At 40.6% G+C, this 24,812-nt stretch carries 27 protein-coding genes and 6 pseudogenes; 29 read left to right on the top strand and 4 right to left on the bottom strand.

From position 1 onward, the window contains the following. The first annotated feature begins 185 nt into the window (after nucleotides 1-185). The 11 genes and pseudogenes from ACQRD1_RS02370 to ACQRD1_RS02320 all read left to right on the top strand — a co-directional run. On the top strand, nucleotides 186-695 hold the full coding sequence (locus ACQRD1_RS02370) for a helix-turn-helix domain-containing protein (protein ID WP_235233531.1): 510 nt from the start codon (nucleotides 186-188) through the stop codon (nucleotides 693-695). 77 nt (nucleotides 696-772) lie between these two features. Next, complete coding sequence (locus tag ACQRD1_RS02365; RefSeq protein ID WP_235233532.1) at nucleotides 773-1,018, top strand: putative immunity protein; 246 nt, start codon at nucleotides 773-775, stop codon at nucleotides 1,016-1,018. Nucleotides 1,019-1,109: 91 nt separating this feature from the next. Then, a complete protein-coding gene (locus ACQRD1_RS02360; protein WP_235233533.1) occupies nucleotides 1,110-2,435 on the top strand; it encodes an MATE family efflux transporter in 1,326 nt (441 codons plus the stop codon). A 6-nt stretch (nucleotides 2,436-2,441) separates the two neighbouring features. Continuing rightward, on the top strand, nucleotides 2,442-3,305 hold the full coding sequence (locus ACQRD1_RS02355) for an AraC family transcriptional regulator (protein ID WP_235233534.1): 864 nt from the start codon (nucleotides 2,442-2,444) through the stop codon (nucleotides 3,303-3,305). A 95-nt stretch (nucleotides 3,306-3,400) separates the two neighbouring features. After that, the gene (locus ACQRD1_RS02350) at nucleotides 3,401-3,658 is read left to right on the top strand and encodes a helix-turn-helix domain-containing protein (RefSeq protein ID WP_235233535.1); all 258 of its coding nucleotides are present in this window, start codon (nucleotides 3,401-3,403) and stop codon (nucleotides 3,656-3,658) included. Beyond that, complete coding sequence (gene rhuM, locus ACQRD1_RS02345) at nucleotides 3,645-4,565, top strand: virulence protein RhuM/Fic/DOC family protein (protein WP_235233536.1); 921 nt, start codon at nucleotides 3,645-3,647, stop codon at nucleotides 4,563-4,565. The genes ACQRD1_RS02350 and rhuM (ACQRD1_RS02345) overlap by 14 nt, the downstream gene beginning before the upstream one ends. Before the next feature lie 27 nt (nucleotides 4,566-4,592). Next, nucleotides 4,593-4,715 (top strand): annotated as a pseudogene (locus ACQRD1_RS02340) (SpoIVB peptidase S55 domain-containing protein); the annotation flags it as partial. A 150-nt stretch (nucleotides 4,716-4,865) separates the two neighbouring features. Then, nucleotides 4,866-5,084: a helix-turn-helix domain-containing protein gene (locus ACQRD1_RS02335; protein ID WP_235233537.1), complete on the top strand. Its 219-nt coding sequence runs from the start codon at nucleotides 4,866-4,868 to the stop codon at nucleotides 5,082-5,084. A gap of 36 nt (nucleotides 5,085-5,120) precedes the next feature. Then, complete coding sequence (gene rhuM, locus ACQRD1_RS02330; RefSeq protein ID WP_235233538.1) at nucleotides 5,121-5,459, top strand: RhuM family protein; 339 nt, start codon at nucleotides 5,121-5,123, stop codon at nucleotides 5,457-5,459. A 12-nt stretch (nucleotides 5,460-5,471) separates the two neighbouring features. Further along, nucleotides 5,472-5,690 (top strand): annotated as a pseudogene (locus tag ACQRD1_RS02325) (Fic family protein); the annotation flags it as partial. A 48-nt stretch (nucleotides 5,691-5,738) separates the two neighbouring features. Then, nucleotides 5,739-5,930: pseudogene (locus ACQRD1_RS02320) on the top strand (SpoIVB peptidase S55 domain-containing protein); the annotation flags it as partial. 39 nt (nucleotides 5,931-5,969) lie between these two features. Here the strand turns inward: ACQRD1_RS02320 and ACQRD1_RS02315 are convergent. Together ACQRD1_RS02315 and ACQRD1_RS02310 are read right to left on the bottom strand one after the other, a co-directional pair. After that, nucleotides 5,970-6,407, bottom strand: a complete 438-nt coding sequence (locus tag ACQRD1_RS02315; protein WP_235233540.1) for a DUF2442 domain-containing protein — start codon at nucleotides 6,405-6,407, stop codon at nucleotides 5,970-5,972. Next, entirely contained in the window at nucleotides 6,322-6,624 is a 303-nt protein-coding gene (locus ACQRD1_RS02310; protein ID WP_235233588.1) for a DUF4160 domain-containing protein, read from the bottom strand. The genes ACQRD1_RS02315 and ACQRD1_RS02310 overlap by 86 nt, the downstream gene beginning before the upstream one ends. A 534-nt stretch (nucleotides 6,625-7,158) precedes the next feature. On the opposite strand from ACQRD1_RS02310, the pseudogene ACQRD1_RS02305 reads away from it, so the two are divergent. The 4 genes and pseudogenes from ACQRD1_RS02305 to ACQRD1_RS02290 all read left to right on the top strand — a co-directional run bounded on the left by ACQRD1_RS02305 (nucleotide 7,159) and on the right by ACQRD1_RS02290 (nucleotide 10,751). After that, nucleotides 7,159-7,681, top strand: a pseudogene (locus ACQRD1_RS02305) (type III toxin-antitoxin system ToxN/AbiQ family toxin). A gap of 235 nt (nucleotides 7,682-7,916) precedes the next feature. Beyond that, nucleotides 7,917-8,039 (top strand): annotated as a pseudogene (locus tag ACQRD1_RS02300) (SpoIVB peptidase S55 domain-containing protein); the annotation flags it as partial. Nucleotides 8,040-8,275: 236 nt separating this feature from the next. Beyond that, nucleotides 8,276-8,977, top strand: coding sequence for a TetR/AcrR family transcriptional regulator (locus ACQRD1_RS02295; RefSeq protein ID WP_235233542.1), 702 nt, complete (start codon nucleotides 8,276-8,278; stop codon nucleotides 8,975-8,977). Nucleotides 8,978-9,035: 58 nt separating this feature from the next. Next, the gene (locus ACQRD1_RS02290) at nucleotides 9,036-10,751 is read left to right on the top strand and encodes a hypothetical protein (protein WP_427786870.1); all 1,716 of its coding nucleotides are present in this window, start codon (nucleotides 9,036-9,038) and stop codon (nucleotides 10,749-10,751) included. Nucleotides 10,752-11,582: 831 nt separating this feature from the next. Here ACQRD1_RS02290 and ACQRD1_RS02285 read toward each other — a convergent pair. Next, on the bottom strand, nucleotides 11,583-12,020 hold the full coding sequence (locus ACQRD1_RS02285; protein WP_427786869.1) for a MerR family transcriptional regulator: 438 nt from the start codon (nucleotides 12,018-12,020) through the stop codon (nucleotides 11,583-11,585). A gap of 128 nt (nucleotides 12,021-12,148) precedes the next feature. Between ACQRD1_RS02285 and ACQRD1_RS02280 the strand changes: the two genes are divergently transcribed. The 10 genes and pseudogenes from ACQRD1_RS02280 (at nucleotide 12,149) to ACQRD1_RS02235 (ending at nucleotide 18,856) form a co-directional block, all read left to right on the top strand. Continuing rightward, nucleotides 12,149-13,144 (top strand): alpha/beta hydrolase, encoded by a 996-nt coding sequence (locus ACQRD1_RS02280; RefSeq protein ID WP_235233545.1) that lies wholly within the window; start codon nucleotides 12,149-12,151, stop codon nucleotides 13,142-13,144. A gap of 2 nt (nucleotides 13,145-13,146) precedes the next feature. Further along, on the top strand, nucleotides 13,147-13,272 hold the full coding sequence (locus ACQRD1_RS02275) for a hypothetical protein (protein ID WP_268826586.1): 126 nt from the start codon (nucleotides 13,147-13,149) through the stop codon (nucleotides 13,270-13,272). Nucleotides 13,273-13,302: 30 nt separating this feature from the next. Next, a pseudogene (locus ACQRD1_RS02270) lies at nucleotides 13,303-13,623 on the top strand (cupin domain-containing protein); the annotation flags it as partial. A gap of 406 nt (nucleotides 13,624-14,029) precedes the next feature. Continuing rightward, a complete protein-coding gene (locus tag ACQRD1_RS02265; protein WP_235233547.1) occupies nucleotides 14,030-15,037 on the top strand; it encodes a 6-bladed beta-propeller in 1,008 nt (335 codons plus the stop codon). 15 nt (nucleotides 15,038-15,052) lie between these two features. Then, on the top strand, nucleotides 15,053-15,442 hold the full coding sequence (locus tag ACQRD1_RS02260) for a hypothetical protein (protein ID WP_235233548.1): 390 nt from the start codon (nucleotides 15,053-15,055) through the stop codon (nucleotides 15,440-15,442). Between the two features lie 76 nt (nucleotides 15,443-15,518). Continuing rightward, nucleotides 15,519-15,803, top strand: a complete 285-nt coding sequence (locus ACQRD1_RS02255) for a transposase (RefSeq protein WP_009245215.1) — start codon at nucleotides 15,519-15,521, stop codon at nucleotides 15,801-15,803. Then, nucleotides 15,800-16,714, top strand: coding sequence for an IS3 family transposase (locus ACQRD1_RS02250; protein ID WP_235233549.1), 915 nt, complete (start codon nucleotides 15,800-15,802; stop codon nucleotides 16,712-16,714). The genes ACQRD1_RS02255 and ACQRD1_RS02250 overlap by 4 nt, the downstream gene beginning before the upstream one ends. Before the next feature lie 194 nt (nucleotides 16,715-16,908). Beyond that, nucleotides 16,909-17,295 carry a hypothetical protein gene (locus ACQRD1_RS02245; protein ID WP_235233550.1) on the top strand — a complete coding sequence of 129 codons (387 nt, stop codon included), beginning with the start codon at nucleotides 16,909-16,911 and terminating at the stop codon, nucleotides 17,293-17,295. Nucleotides 17,296-17,348: 53 nt separating this feature from the next. Beyond that, the gene (locus ACQRD1_RS02240; protein ID WP_235233551.1) at nucleotides 17,349-17,528 is read left to right on the top strand and encodes a hypothetical protein; all 180 of its coding nucleotides are present in this window, start codon (nucleotides 17,349-17,351) and stop codon (nucleotides 17,526-17,528) included. 806 nt (nucleotides 17,529-18,334) lie between these two features. Beyond that, nucleotides 18,335-18,856: a flavodoxin domain-containing protein gene (locus ACQRD1_RS02235; RefSeq protein ID WP_235233553.1), complete on the top strand. Its 522-nt coding sequence runs from the start codon at nucleotides 18,335-18,337 to the stop codon at nucleotides 18,854-18,856. A 113-nt stretch (nucleotides 18,857-18,969) separates the two neighbouring features. Here ACQRD1_RS02235 and ACQRD1_RS02230 read toward each other — a convergent pair whose 3' ends face one another. Further along, nucleotides 18,970-19,524, bottom strand: a complete 555-nt coding sequence (locus ACQRD1_RS02230; protein ID WP_427744067.1) for a TetR/AcrR family transcriptional regulator — start codon at nucleotides 19,522-19,524, stop codon at nucleotides 18,970-18,972. Nucleotides 19,525-19,701: 177 nt separating this feature from the next. On the opposite strand from ACQRD1_RS02230, the gene ACQRD1_RS02225 reads away from it, so the two are divergent. The 4 genes from ACQRD1_RS02225 to ACQRD1_RS02210 are packed head-to-tail and all read left to right on the top strand — an operon-like array spanning nucleotide 19,702 to nucleotide 24,812. Further along, entirely contained in the window at nucleotides 19,702-21,426 is a 1,725-nt protein-coding gene (locus ACQRD1_RS02225; protein ID WP_427744068.1) for an NAD(P)/FAD-dependent oxidoreductase, read from the top strand. Continuing rightward, nucleotides 21,423-22,706: an NAD(P)/FAD-dependent oxidoreductase gene (locus tag ACQRD1_RS02220; protein WP_235233558.1), complete on the top strand. Its 1,284-nt coding sequence runs from the start codon at nucleotides 21,423-21,425 to the stop codon at nucleotides 22,704-22,706. Before ACQRD1_RS02225 ends, ACQRD1_RS02220 begins: the two co-directional genes overlap by 4 nt. Next, on the top strand, nucleotides 22,703-23,089 hold the full coding sequence (locus ACQRD1_RS02215) for a DUF1667 domain-containing protein (protein ID WP_235233559.1): 387 nt from the start codon (nucleotides 22,703-22,705) through the stop codon (nucleotides 23,087-23,089). Before ACQRD1_RS02220 ends, ACQRD1_RS02215 begins: the two co-directional genes overlap by 4 nt. Next, nucleotides 23,070-24,812 carry an FAD-binding oxidoreductase gene (locus ACQRD1_RS02210; RefSeq protein WP_235233562.1) on the top strand — a complete coding sequence of 581 codons (1,743 nt, stop codon included), beginning with the start codon at nucleotides 23,070-23,072 and terminating at the stop codon, nucleotides 24,810-24,812. Before ACQRD1_RS02215 ends, ACQRD1_RS02210 begins: the two co-directional genes overlap by 20 nt.

The raw sequence follows: 24,812 nt of genomic DNA, 5'->3' as shown, positions 1-24,812 counted from the left end.
TATGTGGATATAGAATTTCATACTATGCAGACTGGTAATGGAGATTATCTGTGTTATGATGTAATGATAAAGAAATTATAAAGAATGGTTTGTAATATTAATAAATGTTAATATGCGTTGCTTGTGGCAACGGGCAGGTTCTCATACGATAGTGGTAACGTATGAAAGAAAGGAGATTATCCCTAATGTTAAACGAAAATATTAGAGCAATTAGAAAATCAAAAGGACTTTCGCAGGAAGAACTTGCTATCAAGCTGAATGTGGTGCGACAAACAATTTCGAAATGGGAGAGAGGATTGTCAGTTCCTGATTCTGACATGTTAATCTCCATATCGGAAGTGCTTGAAACACCTGTAAGCACTTTGCTTGGAGAAACTGTTATTGAGTCAAAAGTTGATGACTTAACAGCGATTTCCGAAAAACTGGAGATTATCAACTTACAGCTTGCACAAAGGAAGACCATAAGACGAAAAATACTTCATTGGCTGCTTATTTCATTATGTGCGGTCATAGTAACAATTTCTGTGGCCTTAATAGTATTAAATAGTCCTTACTTAGGCTGGGACTATAGTGATCCTGAAACTGCTGTTGTTGGAGTGGCTTTTCATGCATTTGAATGGCTGTTTGTCAGATTGGCACCGATAATTCTTATAGGGGCAATTGTTGGAATCTTCTTGGCACGGAAGAAAGTATAAATACCGCGTTATGAACTTAACCAAGTTTAACCGGTTTCTTACATAATAGGAGATGATGGAGTACAGAACACTTCCCTATGGAAACGAATGGTTCCACCGATGTGACAGAAGCATTGGGAGTAGTCAAAGACTGGGCATCTGGAAAAATTAAAATGCGATTAGCACAACGGAAAATATTAGATTGCCATGCATTTGCAAAAGAAATTGAAAATAAAGAAGATACTGCAATTATATATAAACATGGGATTGAAAACTGCAAAGACGCAGTAGAGCAACGAAAACAGGAATATATTGAAAAGAAAGTGATATACATCCATCGCTAATGTTGACATTATGGATGCAGATAGCACGAATTCAGAAGTATAGTAATTATTACATCTCTATAATGGAATTCTGTAAAGGAGAGATGTAATTATGGATATTAATCAAATCAAAGAAAATAAACTTAAGACTATCCTTCGGTTTTCAATCCCAAGTATCATAGCAATGCTTTTGGAAACGGTAATCACAATAACTGACGGTTATTTCACTGGCAATTATGTAGGTGAAGATGCGCTGGCAGCCATTAATCTGGGATTACCGATTCTTTACTTTTACCTGGGCGTAGGGTTATGCATCGGTGTTGGTGGAACGGTAATCTGTGGAAGACTGCTTGGAGCAAAGGATGAACGCAAGGCCTCCGAAGTGTTTTCACAGACGATTGTAACGGCCACGGTGATATGTATATTAGCATCACTAGTAATATTAGGGCTGTTCACTCCTATCCTAAAGGTATTGAGAGCAGACGGGAATCTGTCCGCATACTTTACCGGGTACTATAGGATCATGCTTTTCAATTATCCGCTGATGGTTATTGGAACCATATTTGGAATGTTTATCCGCGTGGATGGGAAACCTCAGGTGTGCATGCTTGTAAGTATCATAAGTTGTATTCTAAATGCAATCCTTGATGATATTCTGGTAGGCAGATTAGCGGTGGGAGTACAGGGAAGTGCCATAGCATCACTTATCGTGCAGGTGATTGCAGTCATTGTTCAGTTTATGTATTTCATTAGACTGTCAGCAGGCATACGTTTTAGACATTACAGATTTGACAGAGCAGTGAATAAAGAAACCATTTTTAATGGTTCCTCTGAATTTATCGGGGAGATGGCAAGTGCAATATCTATGTTTGCATTTAACTATGTGTTGATGAAATATGTTGGAGCAGAGGGAGTTGCCGCGTTCACGATTCTTGGGTTTACAGTATACGGATACAGCATGATTGCTATTGGTTTCGGACAGGGGCTGACGACTCTTGTAAGTGTTTGCTGGGGCGCGAAGGAACAGAAAACAGCAATGCAGCTGCGCATTCTGACGAATAAGATATTATTTGGAATAGGCGCTTTGTTTGCAGTATGCTTTTTCGTATTAGGAAGAAGATACGCAGGTATGTTTGGATGCAGTAGCAGTGTGGCAGATATGGTATCCGCAGGATTTCGGTTTTACGCTGTTACATTTCTGATTATGGGATATGATGTGATAAATTCGATGTATTTTACCAGCTGCGGTGATGCGTTAAGCTCTGCTCTGATATCGTCTCTAAGAGGAATGATTCTTCTTCTTTCATTTACATTTATCTTCCCGGCTATATGGGGAATGACAGGAGTATGGATGGCGGCTCCGGCTACAGAAGCTTTGACAGCGATCGTTTCGGCATGGCTGATCACGAAACAAAAGAAGATGATGGAAAGCAGGTGATCTGCAGTGGATGAGAAAGACAGCACTACGATTCGAAGTGCAGTGATCAACAAAGCGATTAGTTATATATTTGAAAATATAGATGAAGAAATTACGGTGGATGATGTGGCCAGACATTGTTCTTATTCAAAATATCATCTTATGCGAATGTTTAAAGAAGATACCGATGAAGCACTGTATCAGTTTATCAAACGTGTCCGGCTTGAAAGAAGTGCCTGGAGACTTAAAGTGGAGAAGGATAAAAGCATTACAGAAATTGGCGTAGATTATGGATATTCGTCTTCTAATTTTGCAACGGCATTTAAGAAACATCTGAATGTAACTCCGGCTGATTTCAGGAAGCTCAGTGAACAAATGGTGGAACGGAGTTCTTTTGCACATGGGATATCACTTGACGAATTAGAAGAGTCGGAAAAACTGATTACGGTCGAGTATCTTAACAGCTTTATGGTTGTGTATGAGCGTAAGAAAGGCAATTATCATAATCTGCCGGAAGAATGGTGTAAGTTTATTAAAAAGTATGAACATTTGTCTTCAGAAGATACGCTTTATATTGAATGTACCATTGATGATCCGTCAATTACGGATGAAGACAGATGCATGTATGAACTGTGCCAGACAATTTCACCGGGGAACCCGGTGCTGAAAGAGGATACCAGTATCTTGACTCATACCTTTGATGGCGGCAAATATGCAGTTTATCATTTTAAGGGATTTCCACAATTTCTTTTTATGGTATATCAGGAGATGTTCTGCAGATGGCTTTCAAAGACCGGAAATCAGCTTGATGAAAGACCGATACTTGATATATATCGAAACGTAGGTGATGATGGATATATGGAAATCGACATTTGTTTTCCACTAAAATGAGAGGCATTTGCTGGAGCATTGACAAAATGGTTCAGATATTTTAGAATGAAACCACCGAAAAGGTGGTTTTATTTTGCGCAAAATGAGGTTTTATCATGGAAAAAAGAGAAGAATTACAAGAACAGGCAGATAAGTTAAAGAGAATCAGAGCCGGTTTAGGCTTGAGCAGAAAAGCATTTTCAGAGTATATAGGTATCCCACTTCGCAATTTGGAAGAATGGGAAGCAGGCAGAAGGAAAATGCCTGAGTATTTGCTTAGGATGTTGATATATTATGTAAAAATGAATCAATATCTGGAGAAAAATGGGCTGAAAGAAGAAATGGAAAGGAAGGTATTTAATGAACAGGAATGAAATCATAATTTTTGAAACAGAAGATCATCAGATAAAGTTAGAGGTTAATGTAGAAAGTGAAACGGTGTGGCTGAGCGCTAATCAAATGGCGTTACTATTTGAGCGAGATGAAAAAACAATTCGAAAACATATAAATAATGTTTTTTCGGAATCAGAAGTGGATAAAATTAACAACACGCAAAAAATGCGTGTTGAAGGTGTAAAGCAATTAGTTCCATTTTATACATTAGATGTCATCATCTCCGTTGGTTATCGTGTGAAATCAAAACGTGGTGTGGAATTTCGCCGTTGGGCCAATTCCGTATTAAAACAGTACATATTGGAAGGTTATGCGGTGAATGATAGTCGTATCAAACAACTGGGAGAAGTGATACGGATTATGAAAAGAACGGAGAATGAACTGGACAGCAAACAGGTACTTTCTGTAATCGAAAAGTACAGCAATGCACTCGATTTGCTGGATTCCTACGATCACCAGAACATGACTCGTCCAAAAGGAAATGAAGCAACATATGTTCTTCAATATGAAGAATGTATGGACGTGATTCAGAGTATGCGATTTGGGGATGAATCAGATCTGTTCGGCAAAGAGAAGGATGATTCCTTCAAAGGCAGTATCGGAAATATTTATCAGTCTTTCGGAGGAGTGGATATTTACGAATCTCTGGAAGAAAAAGCAGCCAATCTTTTATACTTTGTAACGAAGAATCATAGCTTTTTTGATGGAAACAAAAGAATCGCAGCAACCATGTTTTTGTATTTTCTGGATAAGAATAATGCGTTGTTTGTAGACGGGAAAAAGAAAATGGAGGATTCAACATTGGTTGCCCTTACAATCATGATTGCTGAATCAAGGCCGGAAGAAAAAGAAATGATGATCAGTGTGGTAATGAATTGTATGCAATAAAAATGTTGTCCCTAATGACAATCACTCGTGTCAGGAAGTCCGATCATCCAGGATGGAAAGCTGGTGGGAGCAGTGACCCATGTGCTGGTAAATGATCCCACGAGAGGGTACGGCATCTTTATTGAGAATATGTTAGATGCAGCAGAATAATCCTGGGCAGGTAATGCAATGAGTATCTCATTGTATTGCCTGTTTTTTATGTATAAAAAAGAAAGAATTATTTTACATAAACCACGCATTGCGTAATTCCAAGTAATGTGATATGATAAATGAAATACTACATGGAGGTGTTCAGAAATAATGGAATCTGCAGATAAAATACGGAAACTCAGGGAACAAACAGGAATGACCAGGAAAGATTTTTCAATACATATTGGAATCCCTCTGCGAACGATAGAGGATTGGGAGGCAGGACGCAGGAAACCGCCGGAGTATATACCACGGCTGATCGAGTATCAGCTGAAGTATGAAGAATTGATCAGGAAGGTGCAAAGGGAGGAGCAGAATGCAGAAAAATAATGAAGATGAAGTAGAAGAAAAAAGCAATTTGCATTTTTGCAAATTCCAAATTCAGATAAACCGGTAGCCTTTTATAGCCTCGATGTAATCATCTCCGTTGGTTATCGTGTGAAATCAGAACGTGGTGTGGAATTTCGCCGCTGGGCAAATTCCGTATTAAAACAATACATATTGAAAGGTTATGCGGTGAATGATAGTCGTATCAAACAACTGGGAGAAGTGATACGGATTATGAAAAGGACGGAGAATGAACTGGACAGCAAACAGGTGCTTTCCGTAATAGAAAAGTACAGCAATGCACTTGATTTGCTGGATTCCTACGATCATCAGAATATGACTCGCCCGAAAGGGAGTGAAGCAACATATGTTCTTTAATATGAAGAATGCATGGAGGTGATTCAGAGCATGCGCTTTGGTGATGAATCAGATCTGTTCGGCAAAGAAAAGGACGATTCCTTCAAAGGAAGTATCGGCAATATTTATCAGTCTTTTGGTGGAGTAGATATTTATGAATCACTGGAAGAAAAGGCAGCCAATCTTTTATACTTTGTAACGAAGAATCATAGTTTTTTTGATGGAAATAAAAGAATTGCAGCAACCATATTTTTGTATTTTCTGGATAAGAATAATGCGTTGTTTGTAGACGGGAAAAAGAAAATGGAGGATTCAACATTGGTTGCCCTTACGATCATGATTGCTGAATCAAGTCCTGAAGAAAAAGAAATGTCGGGAAGTCCGATCATCCAGGATGGAAAGCTAGTGGGGGCGGTTACCCATGTGCTGGTCAATGACCCGACACGGGGATATGGGATATTTATCGAAAATATGCTGGATGCAGCGGGGTAAATGCGATGCCGGAGGCGGAGCCTCCGGCATATTTACAGCTTATCTTTTTGAAGCCACTCCATATTCTCGCTCCATGGCATCAATGGAAACCACCCATTGCTTGCCAAATTTACAAACATCTATACCATTGACCAGTTTTCCGTAGGAAATCGCTTTTCTCAGGGTGCTTTCGTTCAGCCCCCACAGCTCTGTCGCATCGCTGAATGCCATCAACCCGTCAAAAGGTGTTTTGACAACGGTACCGTTTTCCCACAGCTCGTCACAGGACAAATCCAGTTCATCGTCCCAAAGGATCCCATAGCCGCCTGTATCCACACTTGCGCAGGCGAACAAAGCCGGATCCTGTTGAAGCCGCCTGAAAACCGGAAGTTTCTCAAACAGCGGTTTCATATCATACACCTTGGTGACGCCTTCGCTGAACTGGACATTCAGTTTGAAGTCGGAAATGGGAAAAACATTTTTGACCTTGTGGAACATACATACACCTCCTTATTCCAACGGAGGGAGCTTCCGAAACTCTTGCGTCTTGTAAAGAATCTTTGTGAATAGACAGCCATTCCCGCACCATCGTTAACGCTTTCGGGGGAAGATGCCCCTCTAGCACATCCCCTGTCATAAAGTCGATTGCAGCAACGTCATCATTATAAATTGCGTGGATGTGCGGCGGGTTGTGTTCACTTTGCAAAAAGTACATTCTGATAACGATTCCATAAAATCTTGACAACACCGGCATAGTATCTCAGCCTCCCTCTTCTGTGAATACGGTATCACGATATCGTGATATTGTGATATTGTCAAGAGGATATGGTTCCTTGTATATATATATGCTGGAGCATTGAGTCTTGGCTTTACGAGTAATGAATCGGAGAGCAGAAAAGTAAGGGATTTCAAGGATAATCACAGTTAAAATTGAACTGAAGTTAATGGATAGTTCACAGAAATATGGTTGACATTGCTGTGAGACTAGAGTAATATTAAAGTACAAAAAGAAAAGATTGACACAGCATAATACCTTTGGTATACTGTTAAAATCTGTATATGTTTTAATAATACGGCATATAATGTAAATAAACAAGGCAACTTGTTTTGAGAGAGGTCCTGCTATAGTGGACGATTCAAAATGAGAGAGGTCCTGCTTCAGTGGACGATTCAAAATGAGAGAGGTCCTGCTATAGTGGACAAGAAAGCTGTTTGTTTTATGACAAACAGCTTTTTTTAAAGGAGAAAGATGGAGAAAGAAAGGCCCGTTCTTTACTATGTGGATAAGGAATACCTAAAATATCTGCATAAAGAGGATTATAGAGTAAGTGTTAAATTTAATAATAGACCGTTTGCTGGAATTGTTACATCAGTAGGTGATAAGAAGTATATGATTCCGCTAACATCACAGACAACAGAGGAGCGCAAGAAAGAAGGAAAGAATAAGAGAAGTGCTCTTATTACTACATTTGTTACAGAAACTTCAGGGAAAGAAATAGCAAATCTTCTTTATAATAATATGATTCCTGTTAACGAAGAAATTATAACCGCATTAGAAATTGATCCAAAAGTTGATACATATGAATCTAATGAGATACGATATTTAAGAAAAAAATTGGGAGAGTATAGAGGAAAAAGCGACAAATGTTTTCAATCAGAGATATGATACAAAATCTCACAATTTTGTTTTTTTGAAAAAGACATGCTGTGATTTCAAGAAATTAGAAACAGCATTAGAGCAGTATGGAAATCATAATAAAGAAGAAAGTTAAAAACTTTGCGTATAAATGTGAAATGAGTATAGATTACCAGCAAATAAGTTCTGTTTTCTAAATGAGTTATATCAAATTATTATTATGCGACTTGCAAAGGCTCTATGCAAAGTGTGAAGTATCCGGTTTGTTTGAATAAATCAAGATGATAACCTGTCCTTTGTTGTTTTGCAATCATTATAGTACCACCAACTCATTTAACAATCATAAGTGTTGTCCCTAATGACAATCACTCGTGAGCGGGAGCCCGATTATCCAGGACGGCAAGCTGGTGGGCGCGGTGACCCATGTGCTGGTGAATGACCCAACGAAGGGGTATGGAATTTTTATTGAGAACATGCTGGACGTGGTGGGATAGTATTGTGTTAGAGGTGAAATGGCTGATAGCGAAAGGAGTCACACGATTATCATCTGGATGCCTTCGAGGAATTTCATTTCCACCATGAATGTCTATGCCTACTCCACAAGAAAAGACAAGAGGGAATCCGCAAGACTTCTTGATAATATACTAAAGTGTTATTTGTCTCTTGAAAAACGGACGCACATCTGTTAAAATTGGCTTGCAAGCCAAGATGTATGGCAGGGGGTGATCGAGTGGCAGTACGAAGTGACGGGCTACAGACGAAAAAGCGGATCCTGCAGGCATGTGTCAGGCTGTTCCTGGAAAACGGATACCATCAGACGACCATGCTGCAGATTCTCAGGGAAGCGAAAGTCTCCTCCAGCAGTTTTCAGAATCTTTTTCACAGCAAGGACGGCGTTCTGATGGAGCTGGTGGGATTCATGTATGAAAATCAGTTCGGCATGGCCAGAAGTGTTGCGGGCGAGGCGCTCCCGCCGGTGTATGTCTACGCGGCAGAAACCGCGCTCCAGATCACGCTGACGGAGCTCAATGAAAATCTGCGGGAGATCTATCTGGAAGCCTATACGCAGGAACGCGTACTGGACTACATCCAGCGGGCCACGGCAAAGGAGCTGTACCGTATCTTTGGTCCTTATCAGCCGGAACTTACGGAGCAGGATTTCTACGAGCTGGAATTTGGCTCGGCAGGACTGATGCGCGGCTATATGGCAAATCCCTGCACAGAAGATTTCACTCTGGAGCGGAAACTGAACAAATTCGTGACGCTGGCGCTTCGTGGCTATAAGGTGCCGGAGGAAGAACTGCAGAAGGTGCTTACATTCCTCGCGGGGCTGGATATGCGAGGCATTGCCCAGTCGGTCATGGAAGAATTGTTCCGCCGGCTTGCGATGCAATATGAATTTTCCCTGGACGGACTTCTTCCACAGGGATAGAAGCAAACAAAGGACAGGATTAGTAAAATTGAAAAATATAATCGAGGAGGCAGATTTAATGAAAAGAAAAATATTAAGCACGTTGCTTACGCTATGCATGGTGCTGACATTAGTACCGACAACGGCATTTGCAGATGAAGGAACAGGCAGCACACCAAGCGTATCAGCCTATGCCACAAAGGATCAGTTAAAGGGTGTTACATTTGCTCCGGATTCAAACGGAAATGCAACGAATATCGGCAAACTGGTATTTGGTAAGAAAGAAGAAACTTTGGATGAAGAGGGTAATCCAGAAATCTATTCACCAGCGGAATGGTATATCTTGGGAGAAGATAACAAAGTATTAGTCGATAATACCATAATCTTTGCTGCAAACCCGATAAAAATAAATCAACAGTTTAATTCAAGCGATCCGTCTCGTCAATATACATATAATTATATGGCAGGAACAGGCTATGGGGATTATAGTGGCAGTATAGAAGTATATAGAAACCACTACGGGGTAAGTCAACTTCGTGCGGCACTGAATAATATGGTGGATAGTTCGAATACAACCTATTTTACCGCAGCCGAGAAGGGCTTGATGAATACTACCACAGTGACAACGAATGATACAAGGAATGATAAAACCTATACCACAACAGACAAACTGTATGCACTGGCGGCAGACGGGTCTGATGAATCAACCATAAAAGCAGGAAGCAATAATCAAATAGCACTTGCAGCAAATAGTTATTGGAACAGCGGTAATAGATCGTTCTGGCTGCGTTTGCCTTACGATAATAGTAGTACTAGTGTTAGTGGTGATGCACTACAGGCGGAACCGGGCAAAAAAGTTAACCACTCCAGTGTCAGCAGTAGTTTCGGGGTGCGTCCCGCTTCCAATTTAAATCTGTCAAATGTGCTCTTTGCATCTGCTGCAACAGCATCATCATCTGATACAGTATCAGGAACGATAGCAGATGGTACGGCGATGACCCTGAGGCTGGACGGAAGCAGTAAGAATATCGGTGCAGTGGCATATAGAACTGCAACAGGTGATATTTTTGCAACGAAAGGAAGTACTACAGGTGATGTAGCACTTGTGGTGCAGGGCAAAGAGGGAAACAAGGACTGGTATTACAGCAAGCAGATTACAGGAACTGAAACAGAGATTGTGAATGTATCAGATATCAAGTCAGAACTTGGTTTGTCAGCAGATATAGATTTATTAACTGCCAAAATCTGGCTGGAAACTACAGATGCTGCAGATGGAATGATTTATGCAGTTGATCCAATCACAAGTGATAATCTTATAAGCATCACGCCTCCAGCTCCTATAACAGTAGACAATGGAACTGCTTATGAAAACATGAATCTGCCTGAAACGGTTCAAGTTGTGACGGCAGAAAATTCACTAACAAAACTGCCGGTTGTATGGGATACAGCTACACCAAAAGAGGGCAGCTATGACCCAGACATTAAGACAGAGCAGACGGTGACATTATACGGTTCCTTGCAACTGCCCGATGCCTTTGAACATAATCCGGATGGACCTGCAATAACAACCATTACCATCACAATCAAGGCAGCACCGGCAACTTCGGATAACAGCAACAAAGACAATGATTCAAAGACAGATACGGAAGTTAATGGAGATGTCACAGATGTTAAAGATTCTGTAAATACCGGCGACAACACCAATCTGGTCCTGTGGATTGTACTTATGCTTCTCAGCGCTATGGGCATAACCGGCGTAACTGTTTACTCCAGAAGAAAAAGAACAACTAAATAAGTCATTATATGGCTGCCAGGCTTTCAATTTGAAGGTCTGGCGGCTTTTTTTATGACCAAAAAGGAGTAATTATGTTTGGAAAGAATAAATGTGAGCCAACAAAGAAGTGAGAAAGTGTCAGTGACAGTGAACACTTTATAAGAATCTTCAAAGTCCTGGCGGCAAGACGTTGAATAGTAAAGATGATTATGTTACACTACCAGTAGAACAACCGTGTTATAGGGTGGCTGACCTATTTGATGGCCTTTGGAATGTTCATTCTGGCATTGCTGACATTCGTTTTTACGTTTATCAGATAATGTTTTAATAGAAATCCTTGAACGAAATAAGGTCTTCAACATGAGGATGTTTTAGACTATGTTCGTCATGATACTTTGGATAATAATGACATATACAAACAACGCAGATCTATTGTAGAGCATCCATTTGGCACAATCAAAAGGACACTAGGGTACAGTTTTTTTACGCCGTAAAATAGATAATGTCGATGCAGAAGCCTCTTCTATGTTTATCGCTTATAATTTTAAGCGATTATTAAGCATGTTTTCAACACTGGAATTAATAGAGAAATTTGGATAAGTATCTAATAAAAAACAAATCGTTTCAATTTAAACTCACATTAAATATCAAAAATATCAACGGTAACAAAAAATACCGTACATCAGACTAACGTACGGAAATCGTTAGACAGTCTGATGTACGGTGGTGTGAGAGGGGAGAGGAAATCTCCCCTACTGGATTGCTCAGAATTGCTTTGGTTATGTAATACTATACAAATATTTTGAAGATGGCGGCAGAATGTAAATGCCAGGCAATTACGCCTGGCAAATTTTATTTGTGGGCTTTGTTATAAAGTTTTTGAATGTCCTTTGGGAGATTATCGGGGAGCATGGCATTAATCTTATCTTCGTTGCCATCGGCTATAGCGGTGTCATAATACCAACATTTGAATTCCAACATAGCGAGAGTTTTTTCAAGCTGCTTTATTTCCTCTTTGACGGCAGCTTTTCGATGCTCAAATAATTCTCTTCGTTTTGTATAGCTGGAGGCGCCTTCTGTAACCCATTCAAAGAATTGTTTTATATCTTTTATTTCAAGATCTGATCGTTTTAAGCATTCGATTACTCGGATTGCTTCAAGTTCGTTCTCGCTAAAGTATCGGATATTGCCTTTGCGCTCAAGATTAGGAAAAAATCCTTCTTTATCGTAATATCTCAAGGTAGAAATAGGGAGATGAAACATCTCGGATACCTGACCAATTGTGTACATAAAAATACCTTCTTTCAAAATTTGAAAATAATACTTGACCTAAAGTTAAGTTTAGGTCTTATGATAATATCATAAAGCAAAAAGGCTTTCATTTCAATAGAATTTTTTATACGGAGGTATTTGATATTATGAAGACAGAAGAGCTTAAGATGGTTACAGCGTGGGATAAGACTTTTCCTAAGAGCGAAAAGGTGGATCACAAGAAGATTACATTCATGAATCGATATGGAATTACTCTTGTAGCAGACATGTATATTCCAAAGAATGCAGAGGGTAAGCTTCCGGCAATTGCAGTAAGTGGTCCATTCGGTGCGGTAAAGGAGCAGTGTGCTGGATTGTACGCACAGACAATGGCAGAGAGAGGATTTCTTACAATCGCATTTGATCCATCTTTTACCGGAGAGAGTGGTGGATTGCCAAGATATATGGCATCGCCTGATATTAATACGGAGGATTTTATGGCTGCCGTTGACTTCCTTTCCGTACAGGATAACGTAGATGCCGACAAGATTGGTATTATTGGTATTTGTGGCTGGGGAGGTATGGCAATTAATGCAGCTATACTTGATACACGAATCAAGGCAACGGTTGCTTCCACTATGTATGATATGACAAGAGTGAATGCTAACGGATATTTTGATTCAGAGGACAGTGAAGAAGCCCGATTTGCAAAGAAACAGGCTATGAATGCTCTTAGAACTGAGGAATATAAAAAGGGTGAGTATTCACGAGCAGGTGGATGTATGCCACTCCCGGTCCCTGATGACGCACCATTTTTTGTAAAGGATTACAGCGAGTATTATAAGGGAAGATGTTATCATAAAAGAAGCCTTAATTCCAATGAAGGATGGAATAGCATCGGTTGTCAGTCGTTTATGAACCAGCCGATTCTGAAATATAGTAATGAGATCAGAAGTGCTGTTCTTATCATACATGGAGAGAAAGCACACAGCTATTATTTCGGAAAAGATGCATATGAGGCTATGGTTAAGAACAGTAAGTATGCTGCAAATAAGGAGCTTCTTACTATTCCTGATGCAGTCCATACAGATCTCTATGACAACCTGGATGTAATTCCTTTCGATAAGATGCAGAAATTTTTTGAAGAGAACGGAGTGTGTTAATTATGGCAAAGAAAGTATTGATTGTTTCAACAAGTCTTGTGACCGATAGTGGAATAACTGATTCTAATGATGCAAGTAATCATAAAGACACTATGCAAAAAGCCTATGAGCTTGGAAAAGGGCTGTAATAGATGAAGAGATTTCTTACTCAAGATAATATTAAGAAAGAGAAGGTTGGTATTTTCAACGTCACATTTGAACCCGGATGCAGAAATAACTGGCATATTCATCATGCAAAAAGTGGCGGTGGACAGATTCTGGTATGCGTAGCCGGACGTGGATTTTGTCAGGAAGAAGGCAAGGAAGCAGTAGAGATGAAACCAGGTGATTGTATCAATATTCCGACGGAAGTGAAGCACTGGCATGGGGCAGCACTTGATGAGTGGTTTTCACACCTGGCTATTGAGGTGCCGGGAGTGGATGGCTCCAATGAGTGGTGTGAGGCAGTATCAGAGGAAGAGTACACACAATTAAGATAAGAAGAAGCTTGTAGGTGGTAAACCCTATTCTATATCGATTCCCAAATTTATATAAGACTTTCTCCGTGTTATAACAAGCAATTCCCATTAGTTCATATATATTTTTTTGATAATCATCAATATTATTTTTATAGTCATAAATGATGTATACACAGTCTGAAAAAAATTGAAAACAGGTTAATTTTTGCCCCTTCTAACATGTGATTAGTGAAGGGGCACATTTCTTTTTATTCAAAACCAATTAACCGATTCAACCAATAACTATTTATTTATAAAAACTGGTGTCCTGAATAATATTAAGTCATGGTCAGAGTGTTGATGACTGAAAAGACATATTATAAATTATATAAAACAAACAGTAAATAACGTGCAGAAATTAATAATTTAATGATATGAGGTGGGAAGGATGAAAAAGAAAAAATTTGTTTTGACTATTTTTTGTATGATTTTAATATCTGTGACCGGGTGTCAAAAAAGTGAAAACTATAAAATGACAAAGGCGTCAAAAAATGATGTGCTTCCCATTTATGAACAAAATGCTGAAGAGTTACAAGGAGTATCTGAACTTCAAATATTACAAGATGTATATAAATCAGGATACAAATTTGAGGAATGGCTAATAGAAGGTGTAGAAGAACCCGGAGGTATCCTTGCATTAGAGGAAGCCTTTCTTGTATCAGATAGAGAAAATGATTGTATTTTCAAAGTGGATAATAATGGAAATATAATTGATGAAATCGGGCAAACAGGAAGCGGGAATGGTGAGTTCTTAAAACCGTCTGCACTTGCAGTTTATAATCATGAAATTTATGTGCTGGATCAAGGTAATAATAGAATACAGATATTGGATGAGGATCTAGTTTATGATAGAGAAATAAAATTGAAAGATACAAAAACAGAAGACCCGAATTATATTCCTCAAAATATAGCTGTGAATCAGGAGGGAGTATTTGTTACCGGGGTGTCATTAGAAAATCCTGTGGTAGATCGATATACAGAAGAAGTAGATGAAATTGGTTCCAATTTTATTGGAAGTATGAGTACATATGATAATCAGATGTATTTTATAAATTCTATGGTTCGATATTATGATAAAGAAAACGATAGTTTTGGAGCAGTGAGTATAGCGCCAGAATGGCTTCTGGTTGCCAAAGATAAAAAAATGGAAAAAATATGTGAATTGCCATATGGATTCAATATTACTTCTTTTTGTGTAGATGAAAAAGGCATTCTATGTGTTTCCGTATCAGGTGGTGCAGTATATCGTTTGAATAAGGATGGCGTATATGAAGAGACTATTGCGTGTTTGCCGGGACTTCAGGATGAAGAGGCGACGCAAATGGCAGTTGATGATCAAGAAAGCGTTTATATTGTAATGCCAAATGCTAAAAAAATTTATCGTTGCTATAAGTAGGAGTATGAACAAAATATGAATAGAATCAATTATCAGCTTCGACAAATATTATTTAAAATTACATATCGAAAGAAAGAATATGTTATGTATATTATTTCTTTCTATTTAGGTCTTTTATTGCCGGCATTTTGTTTGGCAAACATAAGGTCTGTAGATCAGGTAATTCATTTTACGACATTTGAAAACATGGACAGAGCTGTTCAGATTGATTGGTTTAGTGATGATTTCTTGGATATGAAAATAGAAGGTGCGAAAAATGTATCAGTGAGCGGATATTATGAGGAAGATTTCGCTGAGTGGGGACATCAGTATGTTCCAGTCAAAGGCATAGATGAGTGTTATATGTACCCATTTCCAAAAATAAAAGGACGTATGTTTAAAAATTTGGTGCTAGAATATAAATAGTACAAGTCAAAATGAGAATTCCTAATCTAATATTTCATGGTACAATGTAGGTACCGCACTGAAGGAGGATCTCATTATGGCAAAGCACTATGACAAACAGTTTAAACTGGATGCAGTCCAGTATTATCATGATCACAGAGACTTAGGACTGCAGGGCTGTGCATCAAATTTAGGAATCAGTCAACAAACATTATCACGTTGGCAAAAGGAGCTACGTGAGACAGGTGATATTGAATGCCGTGGTTCCGGTAATTATGCTTCTGATGAAGCAAAAGAAATCGCACGATTAAAACGTGAACTTCGTGATGCACAGGACGCTCTTGATGTACTAAAAAAAGCAATCAACATTCTGGGAAAATGACGGAAGCCATTTATCTCGAAGTTGCTGAGAAGTCAGAAACTGCCCATAAGGCTGGACGCCGGGTTTCTGTCTCCGGAATGTTGAAATATCTCGGCGTTTCCCGTTCTGGTTACCGTGCATGGCTAAAACATGTTCCTTCAAACGCTGAACAGCGTCGTGAAACGGTAAAAGCCAAAATCAAGGATATTTATGATGAATCAAAACAGAATTACGGTGCCCCAAAGATTACCAAAGAACTGCGAAAATCAGGGGAAATAATCTCTGAACGTACAGTTGGTAAATACATGAGGCAAATGGGAATCAAAGCACAATGGGTAAAACCATGGACTATTACCACAAAAGATTCTGACTTCAGTAGCGAATTGCAAAATATCCTTGATGAACAGTTTAATCCGGAACGCCCAAATGCTGTCTGGTGTTCTGATATCACATATATCTGGACGATAGACGGATTTGTTTATCTAACCAGTATTATGGATTTATATTCCAGAAAAATCATTGCCTGGACACTTTCTAAAACACTGGAAGTATCCTGCGTGATTGAAACAATAAATAAAGCTAAAGCAAGACGTAAAATCGAAGAACCATTGATTCTGCATTCCGATCGTGGCAGCCAGTATGTATCCAAAGAATACAAGAGGATAACTGCCGGTATACAGTGTAGCTATTCGAAAAAAGCTTATCCTTGGGACAACGCATGTATTGAATCATTCCATTCATTGATCAAACGTGAATGGCTGAACCGCTTCAAAATCCGCGATTATGATCATGCGTACCGATTGGTCTTCGAATATCTGGAAGCATTCTACAATACAAAACGTATTCATAGCCATTGTGACTATATGTCTCCAAATGATTATGAAGAACTGTATCGTAGAATCCAGAAAGACGAATTGCTGATGGCAAGTTAAGATGAGGAAAACCTCATTTTAACTTGTACTAAATCTTGACATAGGACCAGGTTGTCGTATATAATTGTGTTTATCTTATAGTCAAAAAAAGAAGTAAGGGTTAGAAAAGTAAAAAAGTAGAGTTCATCTGAAAGAGCCATGTGCGGACTGCCATATCAACACATGGCTCTTTCAGATAACTGCGAGGTAGATGAATGAAGAAAAAGATATCCAGACGATATGTATATATTTTGGTCGGGGTTGCAGCACTTATTGCTTTATTGTTGTGGGTGCATCCAATTGCATTTATAAAAACTGGAATTCTGACAAAAGAGAAGGTGGATCAGTATGAAAAGCAGTATGATCTGGGTGCTGCGAGAAAGTTTGATGCGAATGATAAGAGCATAAAGAACGTCTATATGTTTTATATTGGAAATGAAGCCGTGGAGGTACAAGATGAAACTGTGGACAGTCTTATCGATGTTAATGTGCGAAAAGTTGCTCCGTTTCTATATCGTTGGAATATTCCAGAAGGAAATTGGGGAATCTTTCGGGTCACGTTGGGAAACGACAAATATTATTGTCTGTATATTACAAATTAATTTCATTCATAAAGTACATGTTAAAAAGCATTAATTATACAAGGGGGAAGTTGATGAAGAAAAATGTTATCAAAATAATAGCAGCTACACTGACGCTTTTTCTGTTTTGCAGCAATGGCGTAAAGGCGGAAACTCAAAAAGAATGTATAACAATTGAAGAAAAAAAGGAATATTTGTGTGAAAAAGGTATGCTCAGTTGCAAAGCCCTAACATTTCGCCTAAGATTCAAATAAATCCAGGTGGATGGGCTTTTGTATCTTTTGAACCAAGTTATATGTTTCATGTAAATGATAATGTGGTAACGGATTTGAGGTTAGAGTATGTACATGAAAATATGCCGGGAATTTCATCGATAAGTTTCTCTTATGAAGGGGCATCTATTTCTGCTGGCGGTAATTTTACTGATTCTTTATCTAAAATCACAACATATAGATCCATGTTAGTTGATTATTGGGGATAAAGCGGATTGAGAGAGGATAGATGCCCTTATAATTACGGGATGATATGCAGCGAAAGTCTCTGTGGGGGTAGAACACTTCAGGATTATAAGATAACGGTAGAAGACAATCTCTATAACAGTGGCACAAGATTCTGACCAGTTTAGGTGTTAATCCTTCCGTGGCGGCATTGCTCGGTATTCGGGCTCAAATCCAACATCTGAAAGCCTATACTTCCACGGATGCGCTGGCAAATATCTGCATTGATCTGCGCTTCAAGTATGTAACGCGCGGTTCTTCATCTTATGTAGAGTGGATGGACAGTAAAGAAAATCCGAAAGGCGTGGGCTGGCTCCTTTCCTGCTGTTTTTCTTCGTGCTATAATCTATTAAAAACGGGTGTCTGTCAGCTGTTAACTGTTCGGCATCTCTTGTGCTATTGTACAGTATTAATCCAGTTTTTGACCTCTTTTATACAAGAAGGATTCATTTGTAGTATAGATATCCAATAATAAAAAATAAACTCCGAAGAGTCTGTAATCCATAGCATTTTGCAAAGAAGCATGTTAGAATGAGATGAATCAAAATTTAAGGAGAAGCTTTATGAATGGTGTAGTATTGTATCAATCAAAATATGGGGCAACGAAGAAATATGCAGAGTGGATTTCGGAGAAAACAGGATTTCCTGTGATTGAGACGAAGAAAGCAAAGATAGGAGATATTAAAAAGTATGATATTATAATCCTTGGAGGAGGCATTTATGCATCTGGAATTGCAGGTATCTCCTTTTTGAAAAAGAATATTGATATACTGCAGGAAAAGAAAATCATAGTATTTTGTGTTGGCGCATCTCCTTATGATGAAACTGCATTTCAAGAGATTGTACAACATAATATGAAAGATAGACTAACGGACATTCCTTGCTTCTATTGCAGAGGAGCATGGGATATGGAAGCAATGAATGTTGTGGATAGAAATTTGTGCAAAATGTTAAGAAAAGCAGTCGCAAAAAAGCAGCCAGCCGAATATGAGGTCTGGGAGAAGGCGTTGGTTGCTGCTGGAGATGACAGCTGTGACTGGACAGATCAAAAGTATATTGAGCCGATATTGGATATGTTGAAGTAATCATATGTTTTTCGGCAACGGAAAATGCTTCGGAAGTGTGATGAGGAAGGAGCTTCCGTTGCCGGGCACTTTCAGAAGCAACAGTCAGATATCTGAGGAATATGGATTTCTATTTATCTGCTCAGATACCCTTCCGACTGTTTGATAAAGTCTGCAATGTCCAGCTTGGGATTATCCAAAGTCTTATGGATGAACAGACCATCGGAAAGGAGCAGAAGCAGCCATGCAAGATAATCGGAGGACACGGAATCCGTTCGTTCTCCGATTTTTTTTGAGATGATCTCAGCAAATTCACAGTACCGGCTCAGAAGCTTCTGACGGATCTGTTCATTTCCCATCATCGCATCATAGAAAAGATGAAGCCGCATATCTGCAGTTGAAACATCTCGTTCCAACACATACTTGACCAGCCGGTGAAGAGACGTGTCCTTCGTCTCGTCTTCCGTCCATGTGATCAGGTCCTGATATTGCTGATCCAGATACTTGTCTGTGATGTCGAATAAGATATCGTTCTTATTCTTATAATGATAATAAAGTGTTCCTTTTGATATTCCGGCCTCTCTGGCAATCTCAGCCAGGGAGATGTCGGATAATTTTTTATGTTCTAATAATTCTTCTGTAGCGTTTAGAATTAATTCTTTTACATTATCTTTTCTTGGTGCAGCCATAGTGTCCCCTTTTGATGATCTTAATGAAAGATGCTCACGCATTTTGTATGTATACAGTATAGCTTCTTTTGTGTGAAATGTCGAGAAAATAGAGCGAAATGTTGACTTTGATGTACAGATTTGCTAATATAAACTTAGAGTCGGTCGCATGGACGACTTATAGAAAGAAGTGAGTGGATGAAAAAAGAAGCATTGGAAGAAAAACTGAATCATAAATTGCGAAAGCGGTTTGGAGACAGTGTCAGGGTGTCGGTGGAAGGAAGAATCATTCGAGTATCTGGTCATATGTCCAGGTGGGAGGATATTGTGGAAGCCTGCAGTATGTGTGTGGTGAAGCAGCCGGGAGTCCATGTGGTCAATGATGTAGTGCTGGATGGTGTGCAGATGCCGGCGATGAGAGTCCCTTCACTCAGTGATGAAGAGCTGGAAGGGGCGAAGCCGGATGTCCTGATTATCGGCGGAGGAATATCCGGATGTAGTATTGCGAGAGAATTAATGAAGTGGAAGCTGGATGTCCTGCTGGTGGATAAAGAGGCAGATCTTGCTGTGCAGGCATCGGGCAGGAATGATGGAGAAGTGCATCCCGGAGTGGATCTGGGACGTGGAACACTGAAGCAGAAGTACGTGGTGCGAGGCAATCGTATGTTTGATCAGATCTGCGAAGATCTGGATGTGCCATTTCAGAGATGTGGACAGTACGTTGGCTTTACAGATAAGATCGTGTATCCATTTATCTGGCTGTATGCGTGGCAGCGTAAGCACATCTGCAAGGTGACGGACACACAGATTCTGTCGGGAAAGGAGCTTCACCGAAGAGAACCGAATCTGAATCCGAAGTTTCAGTTTGCACTTTACAATCCAAGTGCCGGATGTGTCTGTCCTTATGGATTGACGATTGCATATGGGGAAAATGCAGTGAGTAATGGGGCAAAAGTAAGTCTGAATACGGTCGTGCTTGGAATGAAAGTATCAAAAGGCAGGATTCAAAGTGTTAAGACCAATCGCGGAACCATATACCCGAAGCTGGTGATCAATGCGGCTGGAGTATTTGCCGAGGATGTGGCTGAGATGGCAGGGGACAGATTCTTTTCGATTCATCCGAGAAAAGGAACCAATTCGATTCTGGACAAAAAGACCGGAAGCCTTGTGAAGGGAATCTCTTCGATAAAGAAACTGACCCATAACGCAGCACATACCAAGGGAGGTGGCATTGTCCATACCGCCCATAACAATCTCCTGGTGGGGCCGAATGCCATTGAAACCTATGAAAAAGAGAACTTCGCAACGGAACAGTCCAGCATTGATGCAGTGTTTGAGAAGCAGAAGATGACGTCGGAGAAGCTCTCGAAGAAAGATATCATTACATATTTTACGGGTGTCCGGCCGGCAACGTTTGAAGAAGATTTTGTGATAGAAAAAGGGCGTAAGACGAAGAACCTGATTCATTGTGCCGGAATACAGTCGCCAGGTCTGACAACTGCGCCTGCGGTTGCAGTCGATGTGGCAGAGATGGCGGTTCATGAGTTAAAACAGTCGCAAAAGGTTGAAGTGAATCGAGAATTCCAGCCAAAAAGAAAGGGAATTCCACAGGTGAAGAATCTCCCAGAGGAAGAAAGAGACCGATTGATTCAGGAAAATCCAGATTATGGAGTCATAGTCTGCCGGTGTGAAGAGATCAGTAAGGGAGAGATTCTGGATGCATTGAATTCCCCGATCCCGGTAGCAACGGTAGATGGAATTAAGAAGCGTGTCCGCCCGGGAATGGGAAGGTGTCAGGGTGGATTCTGTATGCCTCTGGTAACCAGAATTATCAGTGAACACCAGAATATTCCAGTTGAACAAGTTAGAAAATCCGGGGAAAATTCCATAATATGCTATGGAAAGACAAAGGGGGTACAATGATGCAAAGTTGCGATGTACTTGTAATTGGCGGAGGCCCCGCAGGACTTTCCGCAGCAATCTCTGCCAGAAAAGAAGGAGCAAGAGTGCTTTTGATTGAGCGGGAAGAGCATTTGGGAGGAATCCTTAAGCAGTGTATCCATGATGGATTTGGTCTCCTTCGTTTTGGAGAGAAGCTATCAGGACCAGAATATGTGGAACGGTTCGAAGATGAATTCCACGAACTGCACATAGAGTATGAAGTACAGACCTTTGTTACGGATATCTGCAAGAAAGAGGAAGACTTCCGGATAACAGCGGTCAACCGAAAGGGTGTACAGAAGTATCAGACCAGGACGATCATTCTGGCTACGGGATGCCGGGAACGGACGGCAAAGCAGGTGTTCATCCATGGAACCAGACCATCAGGAGTCTTTACCGCAGGAACAGCACAGCATTTTGTTAATCTGATGGGAGAGATGCCTGCAAAGAAATGTGTCATTCTGGGAAGTGGCGATATTGGCCTGATCATGGCACGTCGCCTGACGTTAGAAGGTGCAGAGGTTGAAGGCGTCTATGAAGTGAAACCAGAACCATCCGGGCTTACGAGAAATATTGTTCAATGTCTGGAGGATTACAACATCCCATTACATCTGTCCCATACGGTGACACGAGTATTTGGAGAGGACAGACTGACGGCTGTAGAGATATCAAAGGTAGATGAGAAGATGCAGCCGATTCCGGGGACACAGAGGCTGGTAGAGTGTGATGCTTTGATTCTGTCGGTCGGCCTGATTCCGGAAAATGAGATTGCGGAGAATCTGGGGGTCTTACTGGATGGACATACCAAAGGGCCTGCCTGTGATAATCTGTTTATGACCAATGTAGAAGGAGTGTTCTCCTGTGGAAATGCACTCCATGTCAATGACCTGGTGGATTATGTATCTGAAAGTGGTGAACTTGCCGGGAAGGCGGCGGCAGGCTATCAGAAGAACTGGAAACCAGGCAGGAAGAAGGTACAGCTGGAAACAGATGTATCCTTACAGTATCTGGTACCACAGAGCCTGAATCTGGAGCAGGGACTGGAACATGTTGTGATGTATTTTCGAAGCAGAGAGACGATACCATATGGTACGTTATGTATTGAGATAGATGGGAAGAATGTATTCGAGAAGAAGTATACGAATCTGAAACCGCCAGAGATGGAGCATCTGGAACTGGATTTCCAGAGATTCCGCCTGACAGAATCTTCTAAGGTGAAGATATCCGTTCGAAAGGAAGCAAAAGGAGGCGGGAAGAGATGAGAGAGATGACGTGTATTACCTGCCCCAATGGATGTACGCTGCAGATTGAAGAAGTAGAAGGAACACTCCATGTTACAGGCAATAAATGTAAGAGAGGAGAAGCATTTGCCATTGCAGAGCTGACACATCCGATGAGAACCATCTGCAGCACAGTCCGGACCATCTATCCGGAAGTACCGGTATTGCCGGTTCGGGTGTCCGGCGAGATTCCAAAAGAGAGAATCTTTGATGTTATGAAGGAGATCAATCATATCCTGGTGGACCGGCATGTCAGACGGGGGGATGTGTTGCTGGAAAATGTTCTTGGATTAGGTGTAGATATTATTGTGACGAGTAATCGACTGAGTAGAGAGGAGAATGAAAATGAGTGCGAAACCGTATAAAGGATTTGAACCAAAATGGGTAAAGGAGGCTGCTCCAAAGGACAGCTATCGGTCTATTTTCCGATGGGGAGACCCAGAGTTTGTAAAGTATCCGAAAGAATCTTTGTATAAAATGATGAAGGAAAAGTTCAAGATGACGGACGATGATTTTAAGTCTTATGCAGGTGATATCGGGATGGACCCAGTCAAGCTGGATGCACCATGCAATCTGGAGCAGAAGCATCTGGATGCATTTGTGGAGATTCTGGGAAAAGACAATGTAACAACAAAAGATTATCCAAGACTTGCAGTTGCCTATGGAAAGACCGGGTATGATGCTGCAAGACTGCGTCAGCGTCAGATTGACAGCCTGCCGGATGCAGTTCTGTATCCTGGAACAACAGAAGAAGTGGAGAAAATCGTAGCATATTGTACGGAACAGAAGATTCCATTGTATGTATATGGCGGCGGCAGCAGTGTGACCAGAGGTGTGGAGCCGACGAAGGGCGGTGTCTCTCTGGATATGCGAAAGAGATTCAATAAAGTACTTAGTTTCAACGAAGTGGACCAGACGATTACCGTACAGAGTGGAATCTCAGGGCCACAGCTGGAAGAAGCTTTGAACAATGCACCGCAGCTATACGGAGCCAAAAGAGCGTATACCTGTGGACATTTCCCACAGTCCTTTGAATACAGCAGTGTGGGCGGCTGGGTAGTGACCAGAGGTGCCGGACAGAACAGTACTTATTATGGATGTATCACCGATATCGTATTATCACAGAAGTATGCAACGCCAATCGGAACAATCCAGACCAGTCATTATCCAAGAGAGGCCACCGGTCCGAATCTGAATCAGATTATGATGGGAAGTGAAGGAGCATTTGGAGTGTTGACGGAGGTAACATTAAAGGTATTCCGCTATATGCCGGAGAACAGAAAGCGCTTCTCCTTTATCTTTAAGAACTGGAAGGTTGCCCGGGCGGCAGCACGGGAAATGATGCAGTGCGAGGCCGGCAATGCATCCGTATTCCGCCTGTCTGACCCGGAAGAGACCAATCTGATGCTTCGCCTTTATAATGTAGATGAGACCCCTCTTTGGAATCTTCTGGATATGCGTGGATATGTGGATATGCAGAGATGCCTGTTCCTGGGATTTACTGACGGAGAGAAAGGATTTTCTAAAAATGTAGCGAAGAATATTAAGCGGATTGCCCACAAATACGGCGGAATGAGCCTGACATCTTTCGTGACCAAGAGTTGGGAAAAGGGAAGATTCAACGACCCATATCTGAGAGATACCTTGTTGGACTTTGGAATTATGACGGATACGTTAGAGTGTACGGTGAATTGGTCGAATATGGCGAAAGTGCATCAGGAAGTGAGAAAGGTATGTCATGCACTTCCGAATACCATTGTTACTACACATATGTCCCACTGTTATCCACAGGGAGCGAATCTGTACTTTATCTTTATCACAAGAATGTCGGATGCTGAGGAATTCAAGGCATATCATGCCACAATTCTGGATGCGATCCAGAAGTCTGGTGCGTCCATGAGCCATCACCATGGGATTGGAAAGATGTTTGCACCATGGCTGGAAGGTCAGCTGGGAAGAAAAGAGTATGGCGTATTTAAAGTGTTAAAAGAATATTTTGATCCAGATAATATGATGAATCCAGGCGGTACGCTTGGTCTGGATCTGAAAGAAGAGGAAAAACGATTCTTACGGGAAGATATCCAGTAG

Source organism: Bariatricus sp. SGI.019 (assembly GCF_050315235.1).
Lineage (GTDB): Bacteria > Bacillota > Clostridia > Lachnospirales > Lachnospiraceae > JAFBIX01.
Note: the sequence above shows the minus strand (reverse complement) of the source record. Positions and strands in the feature narration are given on the sequence as shown.

What these genes read in the sequence shown, in the direction of transcription:
- ACQRD1_RS02350 (WP_235233535.1), top strand. Translation starts at nt 3,401, where the DNA reads ATGGAAAAAAGAGAAGAATTACAAGAACAGGCAGATAAGTTAAAGAGA.
- ACQRD1_RS02335 (WP_235233537.1), top strand. Translation starts at nt 4,866, where the DNA reads ATGGAATCTGCAGATAAAATACGGAAACTCAGGGAACAAACAGGAATG.
- ACQRD1_RS02310 (WP_235233588.1), bottom strand. Translation starts at nt 6,624, where the DNA reads ATGTACTTTTTGCAAAGTGAACACAACCCGCCGCACATCCACGCAATT.
- ACQRD1_RS02240 (WP_235233551.1), top strand. Translation starts at nt 17,349, where the DNA reads ATGAAGAAAAATGTTATCAAAATAATAGCAGCTACACTGACGCTTTTT.
- ACQRD1_RS02235 (WP_235233553.1), top strand. Translation starts at nt 18,335, where the DNA reads ATGAATGGTGTAGTATTGTATCAATCAAAATATGGGGCAACGAAGAAA.
- ACQRD1_RS02220 (WP_235233558.1), top strand. Translation starts at nt 21,423, where the DNA reads ATGATGCAAAGTTGCGATGTACTTGTAATTGGCGGAGGCCCCGCAGGA.
- ACQRD1_RS02315 (WP_235233540.1), bottom strand. Translation starts at nt 6,407, where the DNA reads ATGTTCCACAAGGTCAAAAATGTTTTTCCCATTTCCGACTTCAAACTG.
- ACQRD1_RS02255 (WP_009245215.1), top strand. Translation starts at nt 15,519, where the DNA reads ATGGCAAAGCACTATGACAAACAGTTTAAACTGGATGCAGTCCAGTAT.
- ACQRD1_RS02275 (WP_268826586.1), top strand. Translation starts at nt 13,147, where the DNA reads ATGGCAAAGAAAGTATTGATTGTTTCAACAAGTCTTGTGACCGATAGT.
- ACQRD1_RS02285 (WP_427786869.1), bottom strand. Translation starts at nt 12,020, where the DNA reads ATGTACACAATTGGTCAGGTATCCGAGATGTTTCATCTCCCTATTTCT.
- ACQRD1_RS02290 (WP_427786870.1), top strand. Translation starts at nt 9,036, where the DNA reads ATGAAAAGAAAAATATTAAGCACGTTGCTTACGCTATGCATGGTGCTG.
- ACQRD1_RS02360 (WP_235233533.1), top strand. Translation starts at nt 1,110, where the DNA reads ATGGATATTAATCAAATCAAAGAAAATAAACTTAAGACTATCCTTCGG.
- ACQRD1_RS02250 (WP_235233549.1), top strand. Translation starts at nt 15,800, where the DNA reads ATGACGGAAGCCATTTATCTCGAAGTTGCTGAGAAGTCAGAAACTGCC.
- ACQRD1_RS02260 (WP_235233548.1), top strand. Translation starts at nt 15,053, where the DNA reads ATGAATAGAATCAATTATCAGCTTCGACAAATATTATTTAAAATTACA.
- ACQRD1_RS02225 (WP_427744068.1), top strand. Translation starts at nt 19,702, where the DNA reads ATGAAAAAAGAAGCATTGGAAGAAAAACTGAATCATAAATTGCGAAAG.
- ACQRD1_RS02245 (WP_235233550.1), top strand. Translation starts at nt 16,909, where the DNA reads ATGAAGAAAAAGATATCCAGACGATATGTATATATTTTGGTCGGGGTT.
- ACQRD1_RS02230 (WP_427744067.1), bottom strand. Translation starts at nt 19,524, where the DNA reads ATGGCTGCACCAAGAAAAGATAATGTAAAAGAATTAATTCTAAACGCT.
- rhuM (WP_235233536.1), top strand. Translation starts at nt 3,645, where the DNA reads ATGAACAGGAATGAAATCATAATTTTTGAAACAGAAGATCATCAGATA.
- ACQRD1_RS02265 (WP_235233547.1), top strand. Translation starts at nt 14,030, where the DNA reads ATGAAAAAGAAAAAATTTGTTTTGACTATTTTTTGTATGATTTTAATA.
- ACQRD1_RS02370 (WP_235233531.1), top strand. Translation starts at nt 186, where the DNA reads ATGTTAAACGAAAATATTAGAGCAATTAGAAAATCAAAAGGACTTTCG.
- ACQRD1_RS02280 (WP_235233545.1), top strand. Translation starts at nt 12,149, where the DNA reads ATGAAGACAGAAGAGCTTAAGATGGTTACAGCGTGGGATAAGACTTTT.
- ACQRD1_RS02210 (WP_235233562.1), top strand. Translation starts at nt 23,070, where the DNA reads ATGAGTGCGAAACCGTATAAAGGATTTGAACCAAAATGGGTAAAGGAG.
- ACQRD1_RS02365 (WP_235233532.1), top strand. Translation starts at nt 773, where the DNA reads ATGGAAACGAATGGTTCCACCGATGTGACAGAAGCATTGGGAGTAGTC.
- ACQRD1_RS02215 (WP_235233559.1), top strand. Translation starts at nt 22,703, where the DNA reads ATGAGAGAGATGACGTGTATTACCTGCCCCAATGGATGTACGCTGCAG.